Below are 18,478 nucleotides of genomic sequence, written 5' to 3'. Positions count from 1 at the left end.
CGACCTCCGAACCTGATTCTTCTCCCCTTCCGAAAGGAGCAGGGACATGACCCCTGCCATCGAACTGACCCGTCTTCGCAAACAATACGGCCGACGCATGGCGGTCGATTCCCTCGATCTGCGCATCGAGCCCGGCACCGTCTTCGGGCTGATCGGCCCCAACGGGGCCGGGAAGACCACCACGCTGCGCATGATCCTCGACATCATCCGCCCCACCGCTGGCGACATCCGTGTGCTCGGCGAGGACCCCCGCCGGGGCGGTCCCGCCCTGCGGCGACGCATCGGGTTCATCCCCGGTGAGCTGCGGCTCGACGGCCGCATGACCGGGCGACGCCTGCTCGACTTCTACGCCGAGGTGTCAGGCCCCGTGAACTCCGGCATGATCAGCAGCCTCGCCGACCGACTCGGTCTCGACCTGAATCGCCCGGTGCGCACACTCTCGAAGGGCAACAAGCAGAAGCTCGGCATCGTGCAGGCCTTCATGCACGAGCCGCCGCTGCTCGTTCTCGACGAGCCGACCAGCGGGCTCGACCCCCTCGTCCAACGAGAGTTCCTCCGCCTGGTCACGGACGCCAGAGAGCGCGGCCAGACCGTGCTGTTGAGCTCCCACGTGCTCAGTGAGATCCAACAGACGGCAGACGCCGTCGCCGTCCTCAGCCAGGGAAAGGTCGTGGCGGAAGGTGATGTGGCGTCGCTCCGGCTCGGAGCGATCCGGCGAGTGCGCGCCGGGCTCGCCATGCTCGCCATGGCGGACGAGAGCACGATCAGCGAGCAACTCCGCGCGCTGCCGCAGGTCTCGGAGCTGGATGTGCGCAGTAGCGCAGATGCCGTGAGGGTGAGCGCGACCGTCGAGGGCGACATCGACCCGTTGGTCAAGGTTCTCGCCCAGCACCGCGTCATCGACCTCGCCGTCGAGGAGCCCGATCTGGAGGAGTCCGTGCTGCGCCTCTACGGCGAGCCCTCGGCCCGAGGGGAGGACGGTCGCGATGCGTAAGTCACTCCCCGTCTTCCGACGTGCGCTCCGTGAAACCTGGCGTGGGATGCTCGGCTGGACCATCGGCGTCGCCGCGGTGCTGTTCATGTACCTCCCTCTCTTCCCCAGCATCGGCGGGAACGGGCAGATGCAGCAGATCATCGACAGCCTGCCGTCGGAGCTGGTCTCGGCGCTCGGCTACGACCAGATCGGCACCGGAGCCGGATACACGCAGGGCACCTTCTACGGACTCATCGGATTCCTCCTGCTGACGATCGCTGCCACGTCGTGGGGCGCTGCCGCCATCGCCGGAGCGGAGGAATCGGGCCGCCTCGAGATCGACCTCGCTCACGGCGTGGGCCGCATCGGGTATGCGCTCGAATCCGCTGCCGCAATCCTCGTCAGGCTGCTGTGGCTCGGCCTCTTCGCTGGTGCCGTCGTCGCCATGCTCAATGGACCCGCCCAGCTCGGGATCGAGCCGATCAGGATCGTCGATGCGACGGTCGTGTTCGTCGGCCTCACCGCGCTCGCGGGGAGTAGCGCCCTCTTCGTCGGCGCTCTCTCCGGTCGCCGTTCTTGGGGCGTCGCCGCAGGCGCCGGCATCGCCGTCGCCGGATACGCATTCAACGCGATCGCGAACCAGGTGGAGTCAGCCGCGTGGCTGCGGACGATCTCGCCGTACTCCTGGGCCTTCCATCAGCCTCCGCTCGTGGAAGGCCTCGATCCGACCGGCGCCGTCTCGCTCTGGGCTCTGAGCCTGCTGCTGATTGCGGGAAGCGCCTGGGGCTTGCGCCGCCGCGACGTGATCGGCTGATCTCCTCGTGGAGGCGGCGATCAGCCGACGGCGATGGGCCGCGCACCGATCTGAAGGACCGCTGGGGCGGCACAGCACCCACCCGCGTCGTCGTCGAAGTCTCCGGATCCGCCGCACACTCCGGTAGCCGGGAGTGCGAGCTCGTTGCGCGAGGCCGCCGCAGCGTCGCCCGCGAGATGCGCGGCGACGCTGCGGGCCTGCTCGTACCCGGTGAGCGCCAGGAAGGTCGGCGCTCGTCCGTACGACTTCACGCCGATGATGAAGAAGCCTTGTTCCGGCTGAGCAAGCTCTCTCGCTCCGGTGGCCGACACCGATCCGCAGGAGTGGATGTTCGGGTCGATCTCGGATGCGATACCCGCGACGGCCTCGAGCGTGGGATCGAGGTCGATCCGCAGCTCTCGCAACATCCCGGTGTCAGGGCGGAAGCCGGTGAGGGCGAAGACGCGCCCGACAGCCGCTACCTCGCGTCCGTCTTCGGCGACGACTGTCAGCCTGTCATCGCGCTGCCGGAACTCGGCGACCCGGAACCCTGTCACCAGATCCACGACACCGTCGTCGATCACCTTGCGTGCACGGGAGCCGAGTGCGGCACGCTCGGGAAGCTCGTCTCCGGCGCCGCCGCCGAAGAGGTTCGCCGCACTCCCCCGGCGCAGCAGCCAGGTCACGCGCGTTCCCGGTGACCGACGTGCCACCTCGCTCAGGCGCAGTACGGCGTGAGTCGCCGAGTGCCCTGCTCCCACGACGACGACATGCGAACCGGCGAGTTCCGAGATGTCGGCAGGGATGCGGTAGGAGATCAGGTCCACTGCCGCGGCCTCGCCGAGGGCAGGGAAGCCGTCCGCCCCCGCAGGATTCGGCAGCCCCCAGGTGCCACTCGCGTCGATGACGGCACGGGCGAGAATGCGGGATTCGCCGCCGTCGCCATCGACCGTGTGGACGACGAACGGTTGACTCCTGCGCCCTGCGTCGACGACTTTGTCCCGCCCCTGGCGCGCCACTCCGGTGACGGTCGTGCCGTAGCGGATCCGCTCTCCCATGACGCCGGCGAGCGGCGCCAGGTAGTCGCGCACCCACTCCGCCCCGGTCGGATAGCCCGACACGGGCGCGCTCCACCCTGTCGGCTCGAGCAGGCGACGGGCGGCTGTGTCCGTGAGCTCCGGCCAGGCCGAGAACAGACGCACATGCCCCCACTCGGACACCGCCGCTGCAGGACCGTGCCCCTGTTCGACGACGATGACGTTCTCGTCGCGCTCGACGAGATGCGCTGCTGCGGCAAGACCCTGGGGTCCCGCTCCGATGACGACGACAGGAAGCTCGGACATCACATCTCCTCACATCGAGATTCTTCAATATGAAGACTCTGACCGACCTATCGAAGATTGTCAATACGTGTCAGACTCGACTCGTGAGTGTGATGACGACGATCGAAGCGACCGCCTGCTGCGTGCCGCCCATCACATCCTCGATGACCGTCGAGGATGCTGACCGTGTCGCCCGCGTGTTCAAAGCACTGGGCGACCCCACACGCGTCAGACTGCTGTCCCTCATCGCTGCCGGCACAGGTGGGGAGGCGTGCATCTGCGACCTGACCGAGCCCGTCGGCCTCTCGCAGGGCACCGTCTCTCACCACATGAAACTCCTCGCGGATGCCGGACTCGTCACACGCGAACAACGCGGCAAGTGGGCCTACTTCGCTCTCGACGTCGACGCGATGGACGCCGCAGCAGACGCCCTCCGCGCGGTGCGAGGGCCGCGTGCACTCCCTCTCCAGGTGCACCGTCAGCGCTCCCGATAGGCTTGCAGAGTGCCCCTTCTCTCGATCGCCGGCTCGACGCGTGCTCCGCATGAGCTGCGCTCGGCGACCCCGATGAGGGAATGGATGCGCGTCGTGCTGCACCCCGGCACGAACGGGTGGACCAGCGTGTGGGGCACGCTTTCGCACGGCGAGATCGCCGGCTGCCCTCCGCCACGCACCTAGACCACGCCTCGCAAGGGGCGGTGGTCTTCTGCGCCATCCACCCCTTCTCCCGCGTGAGGTCTCGTCGTGTCCACTTCCCCTTCTCGTTTCTCCCTCGCTCCGCATGAGCTGTGGCGGGGCATCCGCTCCAACGCCCGCAGCGATGTGCTCGGAGGTTCCCTCCTCCTCGTGGCGACAGTGGCCGCCCTCATCCTCGCGAACAGTCCGGCAGCCCCCTGGTACGAGTCGATACGCGACTTCACCTTCGGCATCCCCGAACTGCACCTCGAGCTCAGCATCGGCGCCTGGGCGGCAGACGGGCTGTTGGCGATCTTCTTCTTCGTCGTGGGCCTCGAGCTGAAGGAGGAGTTCGTGACGGGGCGTCTCCGCGATCCGCGTCAGGCCGCTCTGCCGATCGCCGCGGCTGTCGGAGGTGTCGCCGTGCCCGCGCTGATCTTCGTGATCATCAACGCGAACAGCGGAGCGGACGCGCTGCGCGGGTGGGCGATCCCCACAGCGACAGACATCGCGTTCGCAGTGGCCGTGATCGCCGTGGTCGGGAAGTTCCTCCCTCCCGCCCTCCGCGTGTTCCTGCTGACGCTGGCGATCATCGACGATCTGATCGCGATCACCATCATCGCGACGTTCTACACCGAGACGATCAGCTTCCCCTGGCTCGCCCTCGCGTTGCTGCCGCTGGCCGGATTCGCGCTGCTCGTCCAGAAGGGTGTGCGCGCCTGGTGGATCCTGCTGCCGCTGGCGATCGCCGTGTGGGTGTGCATCCACGCGGCGGGCGTCCATGCGACAGTCGCCGGTGTGCTGCTCGGTTTCGTCGTGCCCGTCGCACCCACCGAACGAGCGCGCGTACGAGCCGGAAGCGACGAGTCCGGTGAGCCGCTGTACGACGGAATGGCCCCGCACTTCGCGGATCGGTGGGGCGTCGTCGCGACGCTCTTCGCCGTGCCGATCTTCGCCTTCTTCGCAGCGGGGGTGACGATCGGCGGTGTCGACGGCCTCCGCTCCGCACTGGCTGACCCGATCACGATCGGCATCATCGTCGGGTTGGTCGCCGGAAAGCCGATCGGGATCCTCGCGACGACGTTCCTCCTGAGTCGGCTCCCCGCACTGCGCCTGGACGAGACGCTGCGCTGGCCCGATCTGGTCGGCATGAGCTTCGTCGCCGGAATCGGATTCACCGTCTCTCTCCTCGTCGGTGAGCTCGCGTACGGATCGAGTTCGGTCGCCGACGAGCATGTGAAGATCGGCGTGCTCCTCGGGTCGTTCCTCGCTGCGGTGATCGGTGGGATGATCCTGGCCCGCCGCAACGCTCGCGCACGGCGGGCGCAGCTCGTCGGCTGAGGGCGGTTCGCCCGCGGTGTTCAGCCGCGCGGAGCGGAAACCCCGCACTCTGGGGCAGGCTCATCCCGCTTCGAGCGCTGCGCGCAACGCCGCCCGCGCCCGGCTGTAGCGACTGCGGATCGTGCCCGCAGGTTTACCGAGGTGCTGTGCGATCTCGGCGAGCGCGAATCCATCCCAATGGAGCAGACGGATGATCTCCGCGTCGAGGGGGTCGAGCGACGCGAGTGCCTCGCGCAGATCGTCGTCCTGCTGTCCCGTCACCGGCGGTCGCGCGAGCGCCTCTTCGCGCAGGCGATCGGTCAGCGCCTGACGTCGCACGCCGCTGCGGCGGCTCGTCATGAGCACGCGGCGGGCGACGCCGAAGAGCCACATGCGGGCTTCTTGGTCGTCTGCGGGCACCGCTGACACCCGCCTCCACGCGATGAGAAGCGTCTCGCCCAACAGGTCGGCGGCGTCGTGGGGGCTGCTCCGGCGCTCGAAGTAGGCCAGCAGCGCCGGAGCTTCGCGCCGGACGACGGACTCGATTCGTTCGGCGTCGGCGGTGATGTTCGGCACCGGCATGCGCAGCTTCGATGTCATTCGCCGGGCTCGAGACTGTCGAGGTCGTCGCGGCACAGCTGGGTGACCGACGCCAGATGCGGATCACCCGGCTCGAAGGACGCACCGGGAGTGGCGGCCCCCCACTCGATACCGGGAACCACGTGATCGAGGACGGCGAGGCTCTGCTCGACCACCGCCCATGATTCGATCGCCTCCGGGTAGCCGATGTCCTGCTGTCGAGGGTTCTGCATGCGTTCATGAACGGATGCAGCGAACGCAGCCGGATCCGCCGATGACCAGTAGTCGCCCACGGTGGCACGCTGATCGTCGGTGAGTCCTCCCAGATCGACGTACAGCGCGCACTGCTCGCCGCGATCCTGCCCTTCCGTCGGAACGAAAGGCAGACCGGACGCCGGACGGAAGTCGGCGCCGTGCTCGAGGCCCGCGAACGGAGGCACGGAGAGCAGGAAGCTGTCGATATCCGTCGCCGCAGCAAGCGCTCCGACCAGCACCAGGGTGCCGCCGACCGCGACGACGGGACGCCAGCGTCGACGCGGGCTGCGGGCGAGCGGGAGGGCGACCAGTTGGCCTATCGTCGCGTCGAATGCCTCCGGCACGGGGCCGGCCGGATCAGCGCGGCGCAACCGCTCATCGAGTTCTTGATCGTTCATGACGCTCCTCGTCCATCGTGGCTCATCAAGAACATGGCCGGCAGAGGAGGAGACGTTGCATGCCGACGGATTCAGTTCATCGACGCGTCAGTCGTGGATGCGCGGGAATGGCTCGCCGCCCGACAGTCGGTCGGTGATCGTCTCGGCGATCTCGGCCAGAGCCTCCAGCTGTGCGGGGGTGAGCGCATCGATCACGAGGCGCCGGGCGGTCTGGATGTGCCCCGGCATCGCCCGGACCAGCACGCGCCGTCCTTCAGTGGTGAGCCGGATGTCGGTCGCCCTCCGGTCGTCGAGCGCCGGAGTCCGCGCCACGATCCTGCGCTTCTCCAGGCGGGTGCAGACGTGGGAGAGCCTCGTGAGCGTCGCGTTGGTGGCGTCGGCGAGCGCGGTCATGCGCAGCGTGCTCTGCGGCGCGAACCGGAGCGCCGTCAGCACCATGAACTCGAAGTGCGTCAGGTGCGCTTCGCGTTGCAGCTGCGAATCCAGCGCGGCGGGGAGCAGTTGCGCCACGGCCACCAGACCGAGCCAGGCGCGCGACTCGCGCTCATCCATTCTCGGAACCTGGAATGCCATGCGACCAGCGTACGTTAGTTGAAGCAACAACCAATCCGCATCCGGATGGCAGTACTTCAGAAGGGGATCACGATGTTGATCGCAAATTGGATCGTCGCGGGGCTGCTCGCCATAGCCGGCGCCTGGCTCGGATTCGCATCATGGGCGTGACGTCTTCGCCCTCGGCCGGGGCCTGGCGGGCGGCACCGGCTGCGACCGCAGGGGCCGCGCCCGACGGCACGCAGATGGACACCGTCGAACTGCTCGTCCGCGACCTCGACGCCATGACCTCCTACTATCGCGATGCCGTCACGCTCGATGTGCTCGAGCAGTCCGGCGCCACCGCCGTGCTCGGGCGCGGCACGCAGAGGATCATGACTCTGCGGCAGGAGCGCGACCTCCCGACCGCGAACCCACGTGGTGCCGGGCTCTACCACACGGCCATCCTGTTCCAGGATCCGCAGCAGCTCGCATCGTCCCTCTTCCAGATGGCCCAGCGGGTGCCGCAGACCTTCACGGGTTCCGCCGACCACCTCGCCAGCGAGGCCTTCTACTTCACAGACCCGGAGGGCAACGGCCTCGAGCTATATCACGACCGCCCTCGCGATCAGTGGCAGCTGCTTCCCGGTGGCGGCGTGGTGATGGACTCGCTCCCGCTCGACCCGAACGCGTTCCTGCACCGGTGGCTCGACGAGGATGCGGGCCGCACGGGAGACACCGCGGCGATCGGACACGTGCACCTGCAGGTCGGCGACATCCCGACCGCGAAGCGGTTCTACGTCGACGTGCTCGGCCTCGATGTCACCGCCGATCTGGGGTCCGCGCTGTTCGTCTCCGCTGGCGGCTACCACCACCACATCGGCATGAACACCTGGCAGAGCGCGGGGGCTGGACCGCGTGCCGCGTCTCTCGGACTCGGAGATGTGCGCATCCAGGTGCCGACCCGCGACGATGTCGAGGCGATGGCGGAACGCGTCCGCGGTCACGGCATCGAACGCGCCGATGACGGCCGCAGCCTGCATCTCGCCGACCCCTGGGGCACACGGTTGGTGATCTCTCCGGCAGCGAACTGAGTCGCGGAGAGTTCAGGTGAGCATCCCGTCGAGGCGGTAGCCCATCCCCGGCTCGGTGATGATATGCACCGGATGCGAGGGATCGGCTTCGAGCTTCTTGCGGAGTTGCGACACGTAGAGGCGGAGATATCCCGTGTCCTCTGCGTGTTCGGTGCCCCAGATGCTCGTGAGGAGCGTCTTTCGCGTGACCAGCTTGCCGGGATTGCGGATCAGGAGTTCGATCATCTGCCACTCGGTGGGAGTGAGCCGGATGTGCGAGGTCGCGTCCGCACTGACGCGAACGACGCTGTGAGCGGAGAGGTCGATGGTCACTTCGCCGAGGTGCACGATCGGCGCCGAGATGTCCTGGGGGACCCTCCGCGTCAGAGCGCGGATGCGCGCCAGCAGCTCCTGGACCGCGAAGGGCTTCGTGATGTAGTCGTCGGCGCCCGCATCGAGCGCTTCGACTTTGTCGGCAGCACCCGCGCGCCCTGAGACGACCAGGATCGGCGCCTGAGACCACCCGCGGATGCCTTCGATGACTTCGATGCCGTTGAGCTGCGGCATGCCGAGGTCCAAGAGGAAGAGGTCCGGCTGATGATCGATGGCGGCAGCGATCGCCCGAGCGCCGTCCGCCGCGGTGACGACGTCGTAGCCCTTCGCCGTGAGGGTGATCCGCAGAGCTCGAACGATCTGCGGATCATCGTCGGCGATCAGGATCTTCACGGTGCGACCTCCCCGGAGTGCGATGCGGATGATGTCTCGGCGGGCAGGGATATGACCATCGTGAGTCCCCCACCCGGTGAGTCTTCGGGAACAAGCGTGCCGTGCATGGCTTCCACGAACCCGCGGGACAACGCGAGCCCGAGCCCGAGCCCGGTGGAGTTGTCGGTGTCGCCCAGCCGTTGGAAGGGCAGGAAGATGTCGTCCTTCTTCTCTGCGGGGACGCCGGGGCCGTGATCGATGATCCTGATCTCGAGCTGGCCCCCGAAGGTACTGGTGCTGATGTGCACGGGCGGCCCTTCCGGGTTGTACCGGTGGGCATTGGCCAGCAGATTCACGAGAGCACGCTGCAGGAGCACGGGGTCGGCGTGGGCGAGCGTGTCTCCATGGTTCAGGGCGAGTGTGACCTCGGTGGGGCCGAGATGGAGTTCATCGAGGGCGGGCGCGATGACTTCCGCAGGGTCTGTGGGCATATCGGCGATCGAGAGCACTCCTGTCTGCAGGCGACTCACGTCGAGGAGGTCGGTGACGAGCGTGGCGAGAGCGACGAGGCTTTCGTCTGCCGTCTCGAGGAGCTCCTGCTTGTCGGCGTTGGCGAGTTCGGGACCGGCCGCCCGCAGGCCTCCCACGGCCGCGGACGCGGCCGCGAGCGGGCGGCGGAGATCATGGCTGAGAGCGGAGAGAAGCGCCCCGCGAACACGATCGGATGCCGCGATCGGCTCGATCTGCTTGGCCGTGTTCTCCAGCTGCTGGTGCTCGAGGGCGGCGGCGAGCTGTGCGGTGACGACCGCGAGCAGGCGTCGCTCGGATGCGGCGATGTCGGCTCCATGCAGTTCGAGGACGGTATCGTCGCCGATGCGCACCTCGGTGTGCCGGTTGTCCGCCACCGGCTCCCCCGCGCGCGCCAGCACATCATCGCCCCTGAGGAGACGGACTCCGGGGAGGTGGAACGCCTCACGGGTGCGGTCGATGAGCGCTTGGATCGCGTTGTCTCCGCGGAGCACGCTTCCCGCGATGGTCTGGATGAGTTCGGACTCTGCTGCTGATCGCCGCGCGGCGCGCGTGTAGCGAGCCGCACGGTCCACGATGAAGCTCACGAGGCTGGCGATGACCACGTACAGGCACAGGGCGAGCAGGTGATGCGGTTCGTGGATGTGGATCGTGTAGAGCGGTTCGATGAAGAGGTAGTCGAGAGTCAGTCCGGAGAGCACCGCGGCGAACAGCGCCGGCCAGATCCCGCCGACGAGGGCGACGACGACCACGAGGAGCTGAAAGCTCAGCACGTCCGTGGTGATGGACTCCGGGCTCCGGAACACCGAGAGCAGGGCCGACAGCATCGGGCCGCCGAGAAGAGCGACGACGAAACCGAGTATCCGGCGCTTTCGTGTGAGAGCCCCCGTCAACGGGGGAAGCGCGAACCTTCTGCCGGCCGCCCCATGGTTGACCATGTGCACGTCGATGTCGCCGGACTCCCGCACCACCGTCGCACCGATGCCCGGTCCGGTGAACGCCGCGGCGATGCGTCCGCGACGGCTGGCGCCGAGCACGAGTTGGGTGGCGTTCACGGACCGGGCGAACTCCACGAGCGACGTCGGGATGTCATCACCGATGACCTGGTGATACGTCCCGTTGAGCTTCTCGACGAGCGTGCGCTGTTCCGCGAGGGCGACCGGATTGCTTGATCGAAGACCGTCCTGACTCGTCACATGCACAGCCAGCAGTTCGCCGCCGGCCGAGCGGGCGGCGATGCGCGCGCCACGCCGCAGCAACGTCTCCCCCTCGATACCTCCCGTGAGGGCGACGACGACGCGTTCGCGCGCCTCCCAGGTCGAGTCGATCCCCTGCTCCTGCCGGTATCCCTTGAGCGCCTGGTCGACCTCATCCGCCAGCCAGATCAGGGCGAGTTCACGGAGCGCCGTGAGGTTGCCCAACCGGAAGTAATTGGACAACGCGGCATCGATTCGTTCGGCGGGGTACACGAAGCCGCCGCTGAGACGATCGCGCAGTGCTTGCGGTGCGAGGTCGACGACCTCGATCTGATCCGCGCTGCGCAAGAAGCTGTCCGGCACGGTCTCACGTTGAGGCACCCGCGTGATCTGTTCGACGACGTCGTTGAGGGATTCGATGTGCTGGATGTTCAGGGTCGAGATGACGCTGATACCGGCGTCGAGGAGAACCGCGACATCCTGCCAGCGTTTCTCGTTCTCGGCCCCGGTGGCGTTGGTGTGAGCCAGTTCGTCGACGAGGGCGATCTGGGGACGACGCGCCAGGACCGCGGCGAGGTCCATCTCCTCGAGATCGACACCGCGGTGGGCGAACCTGGCACGAGGTACCGAGGGGATCCCGTCTGTCATCGCTGCCGTCGCCGCCCGTCCGTGAGTCTCGACGATGCCGATCACGACGTCCTTGCCCTCTGCCCGCAAGCGTCGGCCCTCTTCGAGCATGGTGAAGGTCTTGCCGACGCCGGGGGCGGCGCCGAGCAGGACGCTGAGCCGCCCCCGTTTCGACATCGTCACTTCCTCATTTCGTCGAGCGCGAGGTTGAGCTCGAGGACGTTCACTGTGGGGTCACCGAGGTATCCGATGTCCGGACCGTTGGTGTGCGCATCCACGACCTCGCGCACCGCCTCGACCGACAGGCCGCGCGCGTCGGCGACGCGGGCGATCTGGATCGCCGCATACTCCGGGCTGATGTGCGGGTCGAGGCCTGACGACGACGCGGTGACCGCGTCGACCGGCACCTCGTCCTCGGCGACATCATTGAACGTGGCGACCTGCGCCTTGCGCTCAGCGATCGCGGCGATGAGATCCGCGTTCTCCGGCCCATGGTTCGACCCGGAGGAGGCACCGCCGTCGTAGCCGTCGCCTGCCGCGGAGGGCCGAGGCTGGAAGTACTCCGGGATCGGGTTGCCGTCCGCATCGGCGAAGGACTGGCCGATCAGGGACGACCCGACCGGTGTTCCCTGCGCGTCGGTCACGACGGACCCGTTGGCCTGAGCCGGGAGTGCCAGCTGACCGATGAGGGTGATCGCGAGCGTGTAGATGACCCCGAGGACGATGGTGAAGAGGACCATCGCCCGGGTGGCGACCCAGATCGTTCGTCCCGCTTGGCGGGTTGACGTGTTCATTGTTTTCCTTCTTTCGCGGCGATCAGAAGCCGGGGATGAGACGAACGACGAGGTCGATCACCCAGATGCCGAGGAACGGAGTGATCACACCACCGAGCCCGTAGACGGCGAGATTGCGTCCGAGGATGTGGGAGGCATTGCCCGGCCGATACTTCACACCCCGCAGGGCGAGAGGGATGAGGAAGACGATCACGATCGCGTTGAAGATGATCGCCGACAGCACGGCGGATGCCGGGGAATGCAACCCCATGATGTTCAGCGCGCCGAGCTGCGGGAACACCCCCATGAACATCGCGGGGATGATGGCGAAGTACTTCGCGATGTCGTTGGCGATGGAGAACGTGGTCAACGCGCCGCGGGTGATGAGCAGCTGCTTTCCGATCCTGACGATGTCGATGAGCTTCGACGGGTCGGAGTCGAGGTCGACCATGTTGCCGGCCTCCTTCGCTGCCGAGGTGCCGGAGTTCATCGCCACGCCGACATCCGCCTGCGCGAGCGCGGGGGCGTCGTTCGTACCGTCACCGGTCATCGCGACGAGGTTTCCGCCCTCCTGTTCCTTGCGGATGTAGGCCAGCTTGTCCTCGGGGGTCGCTTCGGCGAGGAAGTCGTCGACTCCCGCCTCCTTGGCGATCGCCGCGGCGGTGAGCGGGTTGTCACCCGTGATCATGACCGTGCGGATTCCCATGGAGCGCATCTCGGCGAACTTCGCCGGCAGCCCCTCCTTGACGACGTCCTTCAGGTGCACGACGCCCAGCAGGCGCCCTTCACCGGCGCGGGTCTTCGTCGCCACGACCAGCGGGGTACCGCCGGACTGCGCGATCACCTCCACGGCGTCCTCGATCTCGGCGAGCGCGCTGCTGGGCAGGCGATTGCCCTCTGCTTCCAGCCATGCGACCACGGCCGAGGTCGCGCCCTTTCGGATGCTCACGCCGTCGGGGGTATCGAGTCCCGACATGCGTGTCTGCGCGGTGAACGGGACGATCTCGCCTTCTGCGCTCGGTCCGACGACCGCGCCCTTGTCTCTGGCGAGTTCGACGATCGAAGCTCCCTCGGGTGTGGGATCCGCCAACGAAGACAGCGCCGCCGTCAGGATCAGTTCGTCTCGCGGTACATCGCTGAGAGGGATGAACGCACTCGCGCGCCGGTTGCCGTAGGTGATGGTTCCTGTCTTGTCCAGCAGCAGAGTCGTGACGTCTCCCGCTGCCTCGACCGCGCGGCCCGACATCGCCAGCACATTGCGCTGCACGAGCCGGTCCATACCGGCGATGCCGATCGCGCTGAGCAGAGCGCCGATGGTCGTGGGGATGAGGCAGACCAGAAGGGCGATCAGGACGGTGACGCTCACCGGTGCCGCCGCGTACGACGCGATCGGGTTCAAGGTCAGTGCGACGACGACGAAGACGATCGACAGTGAAGCGAGCAGGATGTTCAGCGCGATCTCATTCGGCGTCTTCTGACGAGATGCTCCTTCGACCAGTGCGATCATCCGGTCGACGAACGTCTCGCCCGGCTTGGACGTGATGCGCACGACGATGCGGTCGGACAGCACCCGCGTGCCGCCGGTCACCGCGGAGCGGTCTCCGCCGGACTCGCGCACCACCGGAGCGGATTCGCCGGTGATCGCGGATTCGTCCACTGAGGCGATCCCCCAGACGATGTCACCATCACCGGGAATCAGTTCGCCCGCAGACACGACCACGACGTCGCCCAGCGACAGGTCCGCCGATGACACGTCGCGCGAAGACGTGCGCTCGGCCGAGGCATCACCGACGGCGTCGTAGTCGGCGACCCGGTGGGCCATCGTGCTGGTGCGGGTCTTGCGCAACGTCTCCGCCTGGGCCTTGCCCCGGCCTTCGGCGATGGACTCCGCGAGGTTCGCGAACAGTACTGTGAGCCACAGCCACACGGCGATGGCACCGGTGAACGACCACGGGACGGTCGTTCCTCCCGAGTCGGCGGGCCCCCCGATGAAAGGCTCGGCGATGGCGAGAACGGTCGTGAGGACCGCTCCGACCCACACCAGGAGCATGACGGGGTTGCGCCACTGTTCCCGGGGGTCGAGTTTGCGAAGGGCGCCGGGAAGCGCGGCTCGGACCTGCTCCCAGGTGAATCCTCCGCGCTGGGCGGGTGTGGCCGCCGCAGCGGGGCGGGTTTCGGTGATTGTCGACATGATGGGTTACATCAGCCCTTCTGCCAGGGGACCCAGCGCAAGAACGGGGAAGAAGGTGAGTGCGGTCACCAGGACGGTGACGGCGGTGAGCAGCCCCACGAACATCGGGCGATGCGTGGGCAGGGTTCCCGAGGTGGTCGGGACCTTGTCCTGGGCGGCGAGAGATCCGGCGAGAGCGAGCACGAAGACGATGGGAACGAATCGGCCCAGCAGCATCGTCACTCCCAGTGCCGTGTTCAGCCAGGGTGTGTTCGCCGTGAGACCGGCGAAAGCCGAGCCGTTGTTGTTCGCGGCTGAGGTGAAGGCGTAGAGGACTTCCGACATCCCATGGATACCCGGGTTCCAGATCGAGGTGCTCTCGATCTCTTCCCGCACGCCGGGAATCGCGAAGCTCAGAGCGGTTCCGCCCAGAACCAGAGTCGGCATCACCAGGATGTACAGGGCGGCGAGCTTGATCTCCTTCGGGCCGATCTTCTTCCCGAGGTATTCGGGCGTACGACCGATCAGCAGACCGGAGATGAAGACCGCGATCACCGCGAGGATGAGAATCGCGTAGAGCCCCGAACCGACGCCACCGGGCGAGACTTCACCGAGCATCATGTTCAGCATCGGCATCATGCCGCCGAGCGCCGTGTAGGAGTCGTGCATCGAGTTCACGGCGCCCGTGGAGGTGCCGGTGCTGGTGGTGGCGAACAACGTGGATCCGATGATCCCGAAGCGCTGCTCCTTACCCTCCATCGCGCCTCCCGCAAGCTCCGGTGCCGTTCCGCCTCCGATGGACTCGAGCGTGGTGAGGATGACGAAGGACATCGTGTAGAGCGTCGCCATGACGCCCAAGATCGCGTAGCCCTGTCGGTTGTCGGACACGATCTTCCCGAACGTGCGCGGGAGGGAGAACGGAATGACGAGCATCAGAAGAATCTCGAAGATGTTCGTCCATGCGGTCGGGTTCTCGAAGGGGTGCGACGAGTTGGCGTTGAAGAACCCGCCACCGTTGGTTCCCAGAAGTTTGATCGCCTCCTGCGATGCGGTCGGGCCACCCGGGATGGTCTGCTCGCCTCCGGTGAGGGCCGAAACGGTCGTGAATCCGTTGAAGTTCTGGATCACGCCACCGACCATCAGCACGATCGCTCCGATCACCGCGATCGGAAGCAGCAGACGGAACGCGCCACGGGTCAGGTCGACCCAGAAGTTGCCGATCGTGCCCGAGCGACGGTAGGCGAAGCCGCGCACGAGCGCGATCGCCACGGCGATGCCCACAGCTGCGGAGACGAAGTTCTGCACCGCGAGGCCGGCGAACTGCACGGTGTAGCCCAGCGTCACCTCCGGCGAGTAGGACTGCCAGTTCGTGTTGGTGACGAAGGACACGGCCGTGTTGAACGACAGCGGCTCAGACGGCGCGCCCAGTCCCAGCGAATAGGGCAGCCACTGCTGGGTGCGCTGCAGGACGTAGACGAAGAGCACTCCGACCGCGGAGAACGCGAGCACACCGCGAAGGTAGGCCTGCCACGTCTGCTCGGCCTTCGAGTCGACGCCGATGATCTTGTAGATCCCGCGTTCGATCTTCCAGTCCTTGCGTGAGGTGTACACCCACGCCATGTAGTCGCCGACCGGCCGGTAGAGAACGCCGATGACGATCGCGACCGTGGCAAAAGCGAGAAGAGCGTACAACCACGTCATCAGAATCGCTCCGGCTTCACGAGTGCGAACACGAGATAGACGATTGCCGAGACGCCGAGGACGGCTGCAAGGAGCTCGAAGACGATCACAGCTTCTCCACCGCCTTCCCCAGGAATCCGATAACCACGAACAGGACGATCACGCCCAGTACGTCGACGATGTCAAGCACAACAAGCTCCATTCGAAGGACCACGGCAGCGCGCACGCTCACCGGACTGCCCAGTACGGGCGCAATCACCGATCAAACACCCCGCTGCGACCCGCCAAAGCCGTTCTTACGGAACCCATACGCCGAGTTGGACGACTCTCATGGCGCCCTAACAGAACCGAGGATCAGGCCGTCGCCGCCGGTCGATGCACGGATCCGCGAGTGCTGTGGACGATCCGACCTGAGGCGCATGAGTTCCGTAGGGACGCGTTCCCCACGGTCGGAATGAGCCGTAGGACAGAGACATGACCCTGACGGAAATCCTTCCCACACTGCGACTGAGCATCCCTGACCCTCTCGAGATCGGCTACTGGCCGTTGCACACACACGCGACCGTCTCCGACGTCATCGTTGCGGGAGTGTCGTTGACGAGACTCGTCGACCTGAACGGCACGCCCGCCGTACTCACCGGGGACCTCCCTCGCCCAGGGATGCCGCACGCACGCGCGCTCGGTGGCGGAACCGACGTCACCGTGCTCGTGTTTCGAGTCACACTCCGCGTCGACACGCAGGAGGACAAGCGAATCGCCCTGACCGACTGCACGTTCGACGGTGTCTCGGCACAGTGGGGTGAGTGCCGGCTCATCGGTCGCGCCTCCACGAGCAAGAGCACCCGCATCGAGCTCATCCCCGGGGACGTCGGAGGCGCGTCGTGGCCCCACCCGGTCGTGCTCCTGCCGGGCGACCTGAGGGAGGGCGATCTGCTCGCCGTCCCCTGCACCGGCGCGGTGGCATTGCATGACGTGCGGCCCCGACCGGGCGCAGCCGGCGGCGAACCTCGCGTATCCGCCACGCTGGTGGTCGCACGGACGGATGCCTCATGAGCATGCTGCACGGCATCGTGTCAGCCGCCCGCCTCGCGCGGACGGGATCACAGCACGGTCAGCGTTCGACCTGGCCGAACGGGACGACCGTCAGCACACACGACATCCTCATCGAGGAGAGATCGCTGACAGCGCACGCGCACACTCGAGGCACGCCCTGTGTCCTCATCTCGCACGTGGGAGAATCCGACGACCGCGCCGGACGACGGACGGTGGTGCTCGCGACGGTTCTGGAACGTGTACAAGGTCGGCGTCTCAGGCCCGACGAGATCACCGTGAACTGCGACCTGCGCACCATCCGTACCCAGTGCCTCGAGGCTCGACTTCTGAACAGTCCCCGAGCGCTGGCCCGCACGCCGATGCTGATTCACTCGTGCGACGACCAGTCGCCCCCGCTGCAGGTCACGCTTCCCCGTGAGACCTCGCCAGGCGACCTCCTCGCACTCGTCTGCAGGGGAACCATCGCAGCGAGCCAGACCCGACCTCACATTCGTCATCCGGAATCTACCGATGACGAGTGGCACGGCAGGTGCATGAAGTGAGCAGCGACTCGGGATCCGGCACCCTGAGCGCGGTGCTCTCGCCTCAGCTGCCGAGAGCAGTGCTCCGCGGCGATCCCCTCGATCACCTTCTCGGTGCCGGCGCCGAGCGCCCGGCCAGCGCACCGGAACCGGCCTCGAGCATGATCAGAGCTGCCGTGATCGGCATCGATGGACGTCACCTCCGCACCCGAGAGCTCCGACAGCGGCTCCGCGCCGAACGGCACGATTTCGCTCACGCCGTCGCCCGCCTCCCGGGCGTGCGTCACATGATCATCGTGCTGCGAGTTGAGCGCGACGCCGAACGCGTCGCGACCCGTGTTCTCGACCGGATGGCGCACCTCGCTCACATCGAGCTCGAGATGCGACGGAGCAGGGACATCTGCGTGACCGGGGTCGTGATCGCGGATGACGGGAACGCCGGAACTCTCATCGAGCATCTGAACGAACGTATCCGGCACACTCCTATCGAGGGCTCCTACGTCGTCTCCGCGCGACAGCTCGTCGAGCGCGATATCTCCGCGACCGCGGCCGAGGAGCTCCTCTAACGCCTGTCCCGGGCGTCGGCGAGGAGCGCGTCCCCGTACACACGCGCCCAGATGCTTTCGAAGGTCTCGACGGTGATGAGTCCGCGCCGCATATCATCACACGCGCCTTCCATGACGGACGAAAGCCTCGAGAGCATCTCCTCACGCCGCTCGTCATCGGGATGCGCCCACATCCCCGACCTGCTCGACCGCAGAGAGATGGTGCGAGCGTGCAGCGGTCGCGCTCTCCACCACAAGGAGATTCCGATGGGTGCGATGAGAACGGCGAGGAGGACCGCGGAGGTCTCCGGAGACACTCCCAGCGCGATCAGGAGCAGCCAGCACGCGGTGCCCCCACCCAGAGCGATCGGGGCGAAAACATGGAACCGATGAGCCCACAGTCGATCGCGATCCGAGGCATCCGGCGGGTAGACGACCAATCGCGACGTCACTATGCCGTGCCGAGCCACTGCCTGATGCAGATAGCCCCACCGAACAGGTCGAGCCTTGCGCCCTTGCGTGCGGGTCAGACGATCTTCGGGAGCTTGTTCGAGGGGCATGAAGAGAAGGGTCGAACAGGCCGGTTCGCAATGCCAGTGCTCCACACGAAACACATACAGGCTCGTCTCACGGCATTCAGCTGGTACCCGCCAGTTCGTGCAGTCGAGGCGGGGCCGCGCCTGGTCCTCGGAACTGAGTGGTGAGAGTAGATATTATTATTAGGGTGGTGTGGTTTTGTTGTGTGTATAGTTGACGCGTGTT

20 protein-coding genes are annotated in these 18,478 nt (G+C 66.8%); 8 read left to right on the top strand and 12 right to left on the bottom strand.

Features of this window, described 5'->3' with window-relative positions:
- The first annotated feature begins 46 nt into the window (after nt 1-46).
- Nucleotides 47-994, top strand: a complete 948-nt coding sequence (locus MRBLWO12_RS00100) for an ABC transporter ATP-binding protein (protein WP_363551626.1) — start codon at nt 47-49, stop codon at nt 992-994.
- A complete protein-coding gene (locus MRBLWO12_RS00095; protein WP_363551624.1) occupies nt 987-1,787 on the top strand; it encodes an ABC transporter permease subunit in 801 nt (266 codons plus the stop codon). The genes MRBLWO12_RS00100 and MRBLWO12_RS00095 overlap by 8 nt, the downstream gene beginning before the upstream one ends.
- A gap of 20 nt (nt 1,788-1,807) precedes the next feature.
- Here MRBLWO12_RS00095 and MRBLWO12_RS00090 read toward each other — a convergent pair whose 3' ends face one another.
- The gene (locus MRBLWO12_RS00090) at nt 1,808-3,109 is read right to left on the bottom strand and encodes an NAD(P)-binding domain-containing protein (protein ID WP_363551622.1); all 1,302 of its coding nucleotides are present in this window, start codon (nt 3,107-3,109) and stop codon (nt 1,808-1,810) included.
- 92 nt (nt 3,110-3,201) lie between these two features.
- On the opposite strand from MRBLWO12_RS00090, the gene MRBLWO12_RS00085 reads away from it, so the two are divergent.
- The 3 genes from MRBLWO12_RS00085 (at nt 3,202) to nhaA (ending at nt 5,103) form a co-directional block, all read left to right on the top strand.
- Entirely contained in the window at nt 3,202-3,582 is a 381-nt protein-coding gene (locus MRBLWO12_RS00085; RefSeq protein ID WP_363558469.1) for an ArsR/SmtB family transcription factor, read from the top strand.
- A 9-nt stretch (nt 3,583-3,591) separates the two neighbouring features.
- Nucleotides 3,592-3,765: a hypothetical protein gene (locus tag MRBLWO12_RS00080; protein WP_363551620.1), complete on the top strand. Its 174-nt coding sequence runs from the start codon at nt 3,592-3,594 to the stop codon at nt 3,763-3,765.
- 66 nt (nt 3,766-3,831) lie between these two features.
- Entirely contained in the window at nt 3,832-5,103 is a 1,272-nt protein-coding gene (gene nhaA / locus MRBLWO12_RS00075) for a Na+/H+ antiporter NhaA (protein ID WP_363551618.1), read from the top strand.
- A gap of 60 nt (nt 5,104-5,163) precedes the next feature.
- Here the strand turns inward: nhaA and MRBLWO12_RS00070 are convergent, their stop codons facing one another.
- The 3 genes from MRBLWO12_RS00070 to MRBLWO12_RS00060 form a co-directional block, all read right to left on the bottom strand.
- A complete protein-coding gene (locus MRBLWO12_RS00070; protein WP_363551617.1) occupies nt 5,164-5,682 on the bottom strand; it encodes an RNA polymerase sigma factor in 519 nt (172 codons plus the stop codon).
- On the bottom strand, nt 5,679-6,314 hold the full coding sequence (locus MRBLWO12_RS00065; protein WP_363551615.1) for a hypothetical protein: 636 nt from the start codon (nt 6,312-6,314) through the stop codon (nt 5,679-5,681). The genes MRBLWO12_RS00070 and MRBLWO12_RS00065 overlap by 4 nt, the downstream gene beginning before the upstream one ends.
- 87 nt (nt 6,315-6,401) lie before the next feature.
- Nucleotides 6,402-6,866, bottom strand: a complete 465-nt coding sequence (locus MRBLWO12_RS00060; protein WP_363551614.1) for a MarR family winged helix-turn-helix transcriptional regulator — start codon at nt 6,864-6,866, stop codon at nt 6,402-6,404.
- Nucleotides 6,867-7,027: 161 nt separating this feature from the next.
- Here MRBLWO12_RS00060 and MRBLWO12_RS00055 point away from each other — a divergent pair, with 161 nt between their 5' ends.
- Nucleotides 7,028-7,939 (top strand): VOC family protein, encoded by a 912-nt coding sequence (locus tag MRBLWO12_RS00055; RefSeq protein ID WP_363551613.1) that lies wholly within the window; start codon nt 7,028-7,030, stop codon nt 7,937-7,939.
- A 12-nt stretch (nt 7,940-7,951) separates the two neighbouring features.
- Here the strand turns inward: MRBLWO12_RS00055 and MRBLWO12_RS00050 are convergent, their stop codons facing one another.
- The 7 genes from MRBLWO12_RS00050 to MRBLWO12_RS00020 are packed head-to-tail and all read right to left on the bottom strand — an operon-like array spanning nt 7,952 to nt 15,829.
- Nucleotides 7,952-8,644, bottom strand: a complete 693-nt coding sequence (locus MRBLWO12_RS00050) for a response regulator transcription factor (RefSeq protein ID WP_363551611.1) — start codon at nt 8,642-8,644, stop codon at nt 7,952-7,954.
- A complete protein-coding gene (locus MRBLWO12_RS00045) occupies nt 8,641-11,151 on the bottom strand; it encodes a DUF4118 domain-containing protein (protein ID WP_363551610.1) in 2,511 nt (836 codons plus the stop codon). The genes MRBLWO12_RS00050 and MRBLWO12_RS00045 overlap by 4 nt, the downstream gene beginning before the upstream one ends.
- A 2-nt stretch (nt 11,152-11,153) precedes the next feature.
- Nucleotides 11,154-11,768 (bottom strand): potassium-transporting ATPase subunit KdpC, encoded by a 615-nt coding sequence (kdpC, locus tag MRBLWO12_RS00040; protein WP_363551609.1) that lies wholly within the window; start codon nt 11,766-11,768, stop codon nt 11,154-11,156.
- Nucleotides 11,769-11,790: 22 nt separating this feature from the next.
- Nucleotides 11,791-13,938 carry a potassium-transporting ATPase subunit KdpB gene (kdpB, locus tag MRBLWO12_RS00035; RefSeq protein WP_363551607.1) on the bottom strand — a complete coding sequence of 716 codons (2,148 nt, stop codon included), beginning with the start codon at nt 13,936-13,938 and terminating at the stop codon, nt 11,791-11,793.
- 6 nt (nt 13,939-13,944) lie between these two features.
- Complete coding sequence (kdpA, locus tag MRBLWO12_RS00030; RefSeq protein WP_363551605.1) at nt 13,945-15,618, bottom strand: potassium-transporting ATPase subunit KdpA; 1,674 nt, start codon at nt 15,616-15,618, stop codon at nt 13,945-13,947.
- Complete coding sequence (locus MRBLWO12_RS00025) at nt 15,618-15,707, bottom strand: potassium-transporting ATPase subunit F (RefSeq protein ID WP_363551603.1); 90 nt, start codon at nt 15,705-15,707, stop codon at nt 15,618-15,620. The genes kdpA and MRBLWO12_RS00025 overlap by 1 nt, the downstream gene beginning before the upstream one ends.
- Nucleotides 15,704-15,829 (bottom strand): hypothetical protein, encoded by a 126-nt coding sequence (locus MRBLWO12_RS00020; RefSeq protein WP_363551602.1) that lies wholly within the window; start codon nt 15,827-15,829, stop codon nt 15,704-15,706. Before MRBLWO12_RS00020 ends, MRBLWO12_RS00025 begins: the two co-directional genes overlap by 4 nt.
- A 242-nt stretch (nt 15,830-16,071) precedes the next feature.
- Here MRBLWO12_RS00020 and MRBLWO12_RS00015 point away from each other — a divergent pair, with 242 nt between their 5' ends.
- A complete protein-coding gene (locus MRBLWO12_RS00015) occupies nt 16,072-16,650 on the top strand; it encodes a hypothetical protein (RefSeq protein WP_363551601.1) in 579 nt (192 codons plus the stop codon).
- A gap of 538 nt (nt 16,651-17,188) precedes the next feature.
- The gene (locus MRBLWO12_RS00010; protein ID WP_363551600.1) at nt 17,189-17,737 is read left to right on the top strand and encodes a hypothetical protein; all 549 of its coding nucleotides are present in this window, start codon (nt 17,189-17,191) and stop codon (nt 17,735-17,737) included.
- Here the strand turns inward: MRBLWO12_RS00010 and MRBLWO12_RS00005 are convergent.
- Complete coding sequence (locus MRBLWO12_RS00005; protein ID WP_363551599.1) at nt 17,734-18,276, bottom strand: DUF6611 family protein; 543 nt, start codon at nt 18,274-18,276, stop codon at nt 17,734-17,736. The genes MRBLWO12_RS00010 and MRBLWO12_RS00005 overlap by 4 nt on opposite strands.
- Nucleotides 18,277-18,478 lie beyond the last annotated feature (202 nt).

This window comes from Microbacterium sp. LWO12-1.2, from assembly GCF_040675875.1.
GTDB lineage: Bacteria > Actinomycetota > Actinomycetes > Actinomycetales > Microbacteriaceae > Microbacterium.
Note: the sequence above shows the minus strand (reverse complement) of the source record. Positions and strands in the feature narration are given on the sequence as shown.